This is a genomic window from Hydrocarboniphaga sp. FW305-C-57 (genome assembly GCF_058783045.1).
Genome location: NZ_JBYSYG010000008.1, coordinates 226,963 through 235,169, shown reverse-complemented (window position 1 = coordinate 235,169; position 8,207 = coordinate 226,963). Strand labels below are relative to the sequence as shown.

9 protein-coding genes, 1 other RNA gene and 1 pseudogene are annotated in these 8,207 nt (G+C 64.7%); 4 read left to right on the top strand and 7 right to left on the bottom strand.

Features of this window, described 5'->3' with window-relative positions:
* Positions 1-76: 76 nt before the first annotated feature.
* The 4 genes and pseudogenes from AC3WUM_RS17360 to smpB all read right to left on the bottom strand — a co-directional run.
* Positions 77-307: pseudogene (locus tag AC3WUM_RS17360) on the bottom strand (transposase); the annotation flags it as partial.
* Between the two features lie 306 nt (positions 308-613).
* Entirely contained in the window at positions 614-1,096 is a 483-nt protein-coding gene (locus AC3WUM_RS17355) for a hypothetical protein (protein WP_492411713.1), read from the bottom strand.
* A gap of 203 nt (positions 1,097-1,299) precedes the next feature.
* Positions 1,300-1,656, bottom strand: a transfer-messenger RNA (tmRNA) gene (ssrA, locus tag AC3WUM_RS17350).
* A gap of 197 nt (positions 1,657-1,853) precedes the next feature.
* Complete coding sequence (gene smpB, locus AC3WUM_RS17345) at positions 1,854-2,330, bottom strand: SsrA-binding protein SmpB (protein WP_492411712.1); 477 nt, start codon at positions 2,328-2,330, stop codon at positions 1,854-1,856.
* Positions 2,331-2,396: 66 nt separating this feature from the next.
* On the opposite strand from smpB, the gene AC3WUM_RS17340 reads away from it, so the two are divergent.
* Genes AC3WUM_RS17340 through AC3WUM_RS17330 form a run of 3 tightly spaced genes read left to right on the top strand, consistent with a single transcriptional unit; the run spans position 2,397 to position 4,521 of the window.
* The gene (locus tag AC3WUM_RS17340) at positions 2,397-3,773 is read left to right on the top strand and encodes a sodium-dependent transporter (RefSeq protein ID WP_492411710.1); all 1,377 of its coding nucleotides are present in this window, start codon (positions 2,397-2,399) and stop codon (positions 3,771-3,773) included.
* Positions 3,774-3,782: 9 nt separating this feature from the next.
* Entirely contained in the window at positions 3,783-4,229 is a 447-nt protein-coding gene (locus AC3WUM_RS17335) for a type II toxin-antitoxin system RatA family toxin (protein WP_492411708.1), read from the top strand.
* A gap of 7 nt (positions 4,230-4,236) precedes the next feature.
* Positions 4,237-4,521 (top strand): RnfH family protein, encoded by a 285-nt coding sequence (locus tag AC3WUM_RS17330; protein ID WP_492411706.1) that lies wholly within the window; start codon positions 4,237-4,239, stop codon positions 4,519-4,521.
* Positions 4,522-4,543: 22 nt separating this feature from the next.
* On the opposite strand, the gene AC3WUM_RS17325 is transcribed toward AC3WUM_RS17330, so the two are convergent.
* A complete protein-coding gene (locus AC3WUM_RS17325) occupies positions 4,544-4,978 on the bottom strand; it encodes an outer membrane protein assembly factor BamE (RefSeq protein WP_492411705.1) in 435 nt (144 codons plus the stop codon).
* A 119-nt stretch (positions 4,979-5,097) separates the two neighbouring features.
* On the opposite strand from AC3WUM_RS17325, the gene fur reads away from it, so the two are divergent.
* Positions 5,098-5,574, top strand: coding sequence for a ferric iron uptake transcriptional regulator (gene fur / locus AC3WUM_RS17320; RefSeq protein ID WP_492411703.1), 477 nt, complete (start codon positions 5,098-5,100; stop codon positions 5,572-5,574).
* Positions 5,575-5,619: 45 nt separating this feature from the next.
* Here fur and recN read toward each other — a convergent pair whose 3' ends face one another.
* Positions 5,620-7,299 carry a DNA repair protein RecN gene (gene recN, locus AC3WUM_RS17315; protein ID WP_492411702.1) on the bottom strand — a complete coding sequence of 560 codons (1,680 nt, stop codon included), beginning with the start codon at positions 7,297-7,299 and terminating at the stop codon, positions 5,620-5,622.
* Between the two features lie 9 nt (positions 7,300-7,308).
* Positions 7,309-8,196, bottom strand: a complete 888-nt coding sequence (locus AC3WUM_RS17310) for an NAD(+)/NADH kinase (protein WP_492411701.1) — start codon at positions 8,194-8,196, stop codon at positions 7,309-7,311.
* Between the last annotated feature and the right edge of the window lie 11 nt (positions 8,197-8,207).

The window sequence follows — 8,207 nt, the reverse complement described above, 5'->3', positions numbered from 1 at the left end:
ATCGAGCCACGTCATTGAGTCCTTTCGCCCCCGAGGAAGAAGTCTATCGGGACGACAACTATTCTGACGCGGGGGGGTTCTCAAGCGCCAGGTCGGCGTACATCCGCTTGAGCTGCGACAGCTCGGCCTCCAGCTCCTTGGTCCGCTTCAGATCGGAGGCTTCCATGCCGCCGTACTTCGACTTCCAGCTGTAATACGTCGGCTCGCTGATCCCGGCCTTGCGACAGATGTCCTTCACCAGCATGCCGGCGTCCGCCTGCTTCAAGATCGCGATGATCTGGGTTTCGGTAAAACGCGACTTCTTCATGTTGCCTCCTGGCAGTTACGATGCCAGAAAGCTCTGCTTATGAGTTGTCGCCTTGACGGGGAAGATTACGAAGGCTCTCCGGCTGAGCGAACCATTGTCGGCTATGGGAACGCAGGATCGGCCGGCGATTCATACGAATCTATGGCGCAAGTGACAGCAGATATGAAGAAGCCGGAGTACAGAGACGACCCGGCGTTCCGCCGGAAGGTCTACGAAAAGCTCGCGCGTAGCCGCTCGATCTGACCCCGCGATCGTCATCTTCTGCAAATTACTTAGGGCTCCTCTTGGGAGCCTTGGTTTTTTTAACTACTGCGGTTTTCTTCGACTGATGTGTTTCTGTTTAGCCAGTGTCGGGCTGTATACATCCAAGAGAGATGCAGCTCCGAAGTATCGCCTTGAAAGAACCTGCACTGAGTGATGCAGCGTTTGGAAGCTCGTCTGTATTCCGACGATTGAGAAGAAGGCGAGTGCAATCGGCGCCAAGCGGAAGGAAACCACGTCCCCGAGCGACTTCGCCTGCCAATTCGGGTGTTCCTGCTGATACCCAAGTGAAAGCAGAAAAAGAAACCAAGCCGCAGTGACCAGAGCTGACCATAGGAACAGAACGGTTCCCCGCAGCGCTATCTCGGCAGCCACAAGAGTGCGCCTGCGTAGGGGACCGTCTTCGTAGGCGCGTGCTCGATTGAAAAGCAGGCTGGTGAAGCCGACGTATCCGCCAAATAAGACCAGCAGGTAACTAGCAGAAAGCTGGGAGTCCAGGCTCGACAGGCTGAATAGCAGCAGAGTCATAGCTGGTAGCCAAACAATGAAGAACAAAGTTTGGATTAGGAATCGCCATATCTTCTGATACCTAGGTGTTCTGACGATCCTGTATGGCTTCCGGAATATTGCCATGATCCACTCCAGACCCCAGCGGCTGCCTGATTGACATGTAACCCCGAGCTGTAACCCGAAAACTAAAAACCCCTTTGAAATCAAAGGGGTCATAGTATTGGTGGAGGCGGGGGGAATTGAACCCCCGTCCGACGATCCTCCGCCCTCGGTTCTACATGCGTAGCCTAGTCTTTGGTTTTGGTCCGCAGCTCCCGAACAGGCACGGATCGCTACGGCTTATCCCCTTGAGGTTTTCGAGCATCGGCCAAGGGCGGGCTTCAGCCTTATTCGGTAAGAGTCGACGTCCGAGTCCAGAGTACCGACACTGCTGGGTCGAACGCTCACCGGAGTTTAGGCGGCGAGGGCGTAGTTAGCGTCGTTCGCAACTAGCTTTTTTGCAGACCGTTTAACGAGCAGACCTGCAGCTCGGCATGCCCCTTGGGTTTCGCGACCGCCGTCGAAGCCATGTCGCCCCCGTAGAGAGAGGCAAGACTACCACGAACCCGTAAATCGCCGATGAATTGCCGAAGATTGCCGACTAGAGGCGGGGGAATTGAACCCCCGTCCGGCTAGTTCTGCCTCAGCTGATTTCCGGCGTTGTGGTGATAAAGCTCGTTGCGCGCCGTTCGAAGACCACCTCTTCGGGCTCCTCCTTGAGCGCTCGATCAAGCGATCAGCGGCTGCGCATGATCCGGTCTTTCTGGCGGTTCCAGTCGCGCTCCTTGATGTCGGCGCGCTTGTCGTGCTGCTTCTTGCCCTTGGCGAGGCCGACCTGCAGCTTGGCGCGGCCGCGGGTCCAGTGCAGGTCGAGCGGCACCAGCGTGTAGCCGGCACGCTCGACCTTGCCGATCAAGGTCGCGAGCTCCTTGGCGTTGAGCAGCAGCTTGCGCGTGCGCGTCGGCTCCGGATTGACGTGGGTCGAGGCCGACAGCAGCGGCGAGAACTGCGCCCCGATCAGCCAGGCTTCGCCCTTCTTGATGACCACGTAGGCTTCGGCGATATTGCCTCGTCCGTCGCGCAGGCTCTTCACTTCCCAGCCCATCAGCATCAGGCCGGCTTCATAGGTGTCTTCGATGAAGTAGTCGTGCCGGGCTCGCCGATTGAGGGCGATGATGCGGTCGGCGTCCTTCTCGTCTTTCTTCTTGCTCATGGTTCCATTATAGGGGCCAGAACCGGTGCGGCCGTGGCAAGTGGTTCAAAACGCTAAACTATCCGAGTGAACATCCGCGAAAGCAGCTACGGTTACTGGAGTTCCGCGCGCGCCTTCGTCTGGGTGGCCGCGGGCGCCTGCATGGGAATCGGCAATATTGCGCGCCTGCCGTATCTGATGGGCCAGTACGGTGGCTGGGTGTTTCTGGCGGCTTACGTCGTCGCGCTGCTGATCGTCGGCCTGCCGATCCTGGTCTCCGAATGGGCGCTCGGCCGCTGGATGCGCGACGAGGGTTCCGCCGGATTCGGCCGTCTGGCCCAGCTCGCCGGCAGCAGCGCGCGCTGGCGCTGGCTCGGCGGCATCGCCCTGCTCGGTGCGGCGATGGTGCTGTCGTACTACAGCGTGGTGGCCGGCTGGAGCCTCGCGTACACCTTCCGTGCCGCGGCCGGCAGCCTGGTCGGCGATGCGGCCGCCGCAACCCAGCGTTTCCTCGACCTGGCCCAGGACGCCGAGCGCTCGCTGGCCTGGCACACGCTGTTCATGGTCAGTACCTGCGTGATCGTGGCGCAGGGTTTTCGCGAGGGCATGGAGCGCGCGGCGCGCTACTTCGTGCCGACCGCGTTCGGCGTGATGCTGCTCGTCGGTGCGGTCGCGTTCCGCTACGGCGATCCTCAGGCGGCCTCGGACTACCTGTTCGCGGGCGATTTCTCTCGCTTCGGCTGGCGCGGAGCGGTCGAGGCGCTGCAGCAGGCGTTTTTCACGCTCGCGCTCGGCTTCGGGGCCATGCTCACGCTGGGCTCGTATCTGCCGGTCAACCAGACGCTCGGCAAGCTCGGCCTGGTCGTGGTGTTGCTCGACACGCTGTTCAGCCTGCTCTCGGGCTTCGTGCTGCTATGCTTCGTGATGGAAGCCGGCGTCGCGCCGGCGCCCGGCCTGCAGATGCTGTTCCAGACCTTTCCGCAGGCGCTGCCGGCGGGCTGGATCGGCATCGCGATCGGCACGCCGTTCTACCTCGCGCTGTTCATCGTGACCCTGCTGTCGGCCGCCGCGCTGCTCGAGCCGCTCGCGCATTTCCTCATGCAGCGCCTGCGGCTCACGCGCGTGTTCGCCGCCGTGGCCGCGGCCATGCTGGTCTGGTATCTCGGCCTGGGCTCGCTGCTGTCGTTCAACGTGCTCGCCGACATGCGCCTGCTCGGGCAGAACTTCTTCGAGTGGATGCAGTTGCTGAGCACCACGCTGATCGCCCCGGTGTTCGCGATCCTGATGTGCTTCGTCGTCGCCAACCTGCCGCGCGAACTCGCCGATGCGATCGCCGGGCCACAGGAGACCTTGTGGATGCGCGCCGGCACCTTCCTGCTGCGCTATCCCACGCGGATCGCCCTGCTCGTGATCATCCTGTACGCCGTGGGGCTGCTCGACTGGTTCGAGCAGCTCTGGAGTTGACCGCTGCCGATGCGCAAGCTCGACCGTTCCGCCCTGATGCCGTTTTCGGCCGCCGAGCTCTACGCGCTCGTCGCCGACGTGGCCTCGTATCCGCAGTTTCTGCCGGGCTGCACCTCGGCCGAGATCGAACAGGACGAGCAGCGCGAGGGCGAGCGCTGGGTTCGCGGGCGCGTGAGCTTCAAGGTGAAGGGACTGTCCGACAGCTTCGCGACCGAGAACCGCATGCTCGACGGCCAGTGCATCGAAATGCGCCTGCTCGAAGGGCCGTTCCGGAATCTTTCGGGTGTCTGGACCTTCACGCCGCTGGCCGAACAGGCCTGCAAGGTCTCGTTGTCGCTGAGCGTGGATTTCGCCAACCGGCTCGTCGAGGCGACGCTGGCGCCATGGGTCGATCGGGCGGTCAGCGGGGTGATCGATGCGTTCCGCCTGCGCGCGGAGCAGCGCTACCCGCGCTGATCGACCGATGATCGCCGTGGAAGTCTGCTACGCCCTGCCTGACCGGATCTGGCGCATGCGGCTGCGACTGGCCGACCACGCGACCGTCGGCGAGGCGATCGAGGCATCGGGGTTCACGGCGGAGTTTCCGGAGATCGACGTGCAGGCCTCGAGTGTCGGCATCTTCGGCCGGTTATGCGGGCTGCAGGACGGCTTGCGTGACGGCGACCGGATCGAGATCTACCGGGCGCTGGTCCACGACCCCAAGGATGCCCGGCGCACCCGGGCCAGGCGGGATTCGCGCCGGCGCTAGCGGATGCCGGGCCCGGACCGGCTCAGGGCGTGCCGCCCGGGATCGGTGACTGCTGATCGCTCGGCGGCGGAGGAGCGGCGCGGGCATCGTTCGCTTCTTTCTTGAAGTCGGTCTGGATCGCCTGCATGTCCGGCGCCGACAGGTCGTCGGCGCTGGCCTGCTGGGCGCCTTCCATGCGCGACAGCTTGTCGTCGGTGAAGTACAGGCTCACCGTGCGCGAGGTGGACTGGCCGCGCGGAGATTTGTAGTAACCGAAATAATCCCAGCGCTCGTCACGGAACGGATTGGCCGCCACCGGCGTGCCCATGACGAACTTGACCTGCTCTCGCGTCATGCCGATCTGCAGCTTGTTGAGGTCGCGCTGGTCGATCACGTTGCCCTGGCGCGTCGGCAGGCGATAGAGGATCTGGCAGGCGGAGAGCGAAAGGGCCAGAACGGCCAGCAGCAGAAGGCGCATGAAAAAGTTTGGCTCGTTGTTTGCCATGTGAAGACTGCGATAATAGCGAATCGTTCAAACCGGTGGGTCGGGGTCGGGCAGGGAGCCCAGCCGTCGGTGCGCCCAAATCAGGAGTTGCCGTGGAATCATCCGACCTGCGCAGCGTGGGCCTCAAGGTCACCTTGCCCCGCCTCAAGATTCTCGAAATGCTCGAGCACAGCTCTACCCGCCACCTTTCGGCCGAAGACATCTATCGCCAGCTCATGGACGGCGGCGAAGACATCGGCCTGGCCACGGTGTACCGCGTGCTCACGCAGTTCGAATCGGCCGGCCTCGTCACGCGCCATCACTTCGAGGGCGGCCACGCGGTGTTCGAGCTCGAGCGCGGCAGCCACCACGATCACCTGGTCTGCTTCAGCTGCGGTCGTGTCGAAGAATTCCACGACGAGACCATCGAGAAGCGCCAGCGCCAGCTCGCCAAGGATCATGGCTTCCGCATGACCGAGCACAGCCTGATCATCTACGGCGAATGCGAAGCCTGTCAGCGCGGCGAAACGCCGGCCAGCAAGCTGCGTCCGCGCAGCGCGGGTTCATCCGCTTCCCAGCACGACGATTGATTTCTGGTCATCGCCGCGGGCGTGCGAGCCCGCCGCGCACTCGCTTCAGGTCGCGGCGCGTTGCAGCAGTTCGCGGGCGTGCGCCTGCGTCGAGGCGGTGATCTCCACGCCGCCCATCATCCTGGCGAGTTCGCCGATGCGATCCTCGTCGTCGAGCGGACGCAGACGCGTATACGTCATGCCGCCGCGAATCTCCTTGAAGATGCCGAAGTGTCGCGTGCCCTGGGCCGCGACCTGGGCCAGATGCGTCACGCAAAGCACCTGGCGCGAGCCACCGAGCGCGCGCAGCTGCTGGCCGACGATCTCGGCGACGCCGCCGCCGATGCCGGCGTCGACTTCGTCGAAGATCATCGTCGCCGCGCCATTGGCCGAGCGGCAGACCACCTGGATCGCGAGCGAAAGCCGCGACAGCTCGCCGCCCGATGCGACCTTGGCCATCGGCCTCGGCGGCTGGCCCGGGTTGGCCGAGAAATCGAAGCGGATCGCATCGACGCCGTGCGGCGAGGGCGCGGCGTTTTCGGCCGGCTCGACCGCGACGACGAACTGCGAATTCGGCATGCCGAGCTTGCGCACGGCCTGCGTGACCTTGTCGGCGAAATCCTTCGCCGCCTTCTCGCGCTTCTTGCTGAGTCTCGCGGCTGCGCTGCGATAGCGCGTTTCGACTTCCGCCTGCTGTGCGCGCAGGCGCTCGGCGCCACCGGCCGCGTTCTCGGCTTCTTCGAGCTCCGCACGCAGCTCGGCCAGGCGCGCGGGCAGCGCTTCGGCGCGCGTGCGGTGCTTGCGTGCGAGGTCGTGAATGTCGGACAGGCGACGTTCGAGTTCGACGAGCGCTTCGGGGTCGAGATCGAGCCGGTCGAGCAGGCGCTGCAGCGTATGCGTGGCCTCGCGCAGCTGCGCCTGCACGCCGCTGACCTGCGCTTCGATGTCGGCGAATTCGGCGTCGACGCCGGTCATGCCGGCCAGCAGCTGCGCTGCGCTCGAGAGCTGATCGTCGGCGCAGTTTTCGCCGCCGTAAAGCGCTTCGAGCGCGCGATTGCCGTCTTCGAGCAGGCGGCCCGCGTTGGCGAGCCGGCGATGATCGGCGTCGAGGCGCTCGAGTTCGCCGTCGCCGAGATTCAGCGCTTCGAGCTCGCGCGCCTGGTAGCGCAGGAATTCGAGCTGCGCCGGGTCGCGTGCGCTCGCGTTGCCGAGCTTTTCGATCTGCCGCGCGAGCTGCTGCCACTCGCGCGCGAGCGCCGCGGTCTGCTCGAGGTCCTTGTCGTAAGCGCCGAAGCCGTCGAGCAGGTCGCGCTGCACGTCGGCGCGAACCAGGGTCTGGCTCTGGTTCTGGCCGAACACTTCGATCAGCGATTCGCCGAGTTCGCGCAAGGCGCTCGCCGATACCGGCGAGTTGTTGACGAAGGCGCGCGTGCGGCCCTCGGCGTAGACGACGCGACGCAATGTGCAGACCTCGGGCTGGTCGGCGTCGACGAGCTCCTGTTCCTTGAGCCATTCGCGCGCGAGCGGGGCGTCGCGCAGCGAGAATTCGGCGCCGATCTCGGCGCGCTCCTGTCCGGCGCGCACGAGCGAGGCTTCGCCGCGCGTGCCGATGGCCAGGCCGATGGCGTCGATCAGGATGGATTTGCCCGCGCCGGTTTCGCCTGTGAGCACGGTGAAGCCGGCGCCGAAGTCGAGTTCGAGCGCGTCGATGATCGCGAGGTTCTTGATGGAAAGGCTTAGCAGCATAGAAAAAGCTTAGCGCTCCGCGATGCTTTCCTGGCCGCGTCCCCAGCGCAGTTTGCTGCGCAGGATCGCAAAGTAGCTGGAGCCGGTCGGATGGATGAGCCTGAGCGGCTTTTCGCTGCGCTCGATCAGCACCGAATCGCCGGGTTCCAGGCTTTCGCTGATCTGGCCGTCGAAGGTGACGGTGGCCTGCGTGTCGTCTCCGCGCACGACGAGTTTCACGCTCTGGTCGCCGCCGATCACGATCGGACGATCCGACAAGGTGTGCGGGCAGATCGGCACCAGCGCCATCGCCTGCAGGCTCGGATGCAGCAATGGTCCGCCGCCCGACAGTGCGTAGGCCGTCGAGCCGGTCGGCGCGCAGACGATCATGCCGTCGGCCCGGTGCAGGCTGATGAATTGCTCGCCCATCCAGCTCTCGAACTCGATCATGCGGATCGAGGCCTGGTTGCGCAGCACCACGTCGTTGACCGCGGTGTAGACGGTGTCGAGGGCCTTGCCGTCGCGCGTGAGGCGGGCGCTCAGGATCAGCCGCTCCTCGAGCTCGTAGCGGCCGCCGATGACGGCTGCGAGCGATTCGGCCATTTCGTCGGGCGCGATGTCGACCAGAAAGCCGAGCCGGCCCTGATTGACGCCGAGCAGCGGAACGCCGGCCGGCGCGAGATAGCGCCCGGCGCCGAGCAGGGTGCCGTCGCCGCCGACGACGATCGCGAGTTCGGCCCTGTTCGCGAGCTCGTCCGCATCGACACGACGGCCGGCCGGCAGGTCGAGCAGCTCGTCGTTGTGCGCGACGAGCACCTCGCAGCCGAGCGATTCCAGCGCGCTGCAGAGCTTCGCAAGCGTCGGCCGATGCGGTTCGCGCCGCTTGCCGATCACGCCGACGGTCCGGAATGGTTTCATGGAGAAGCGAT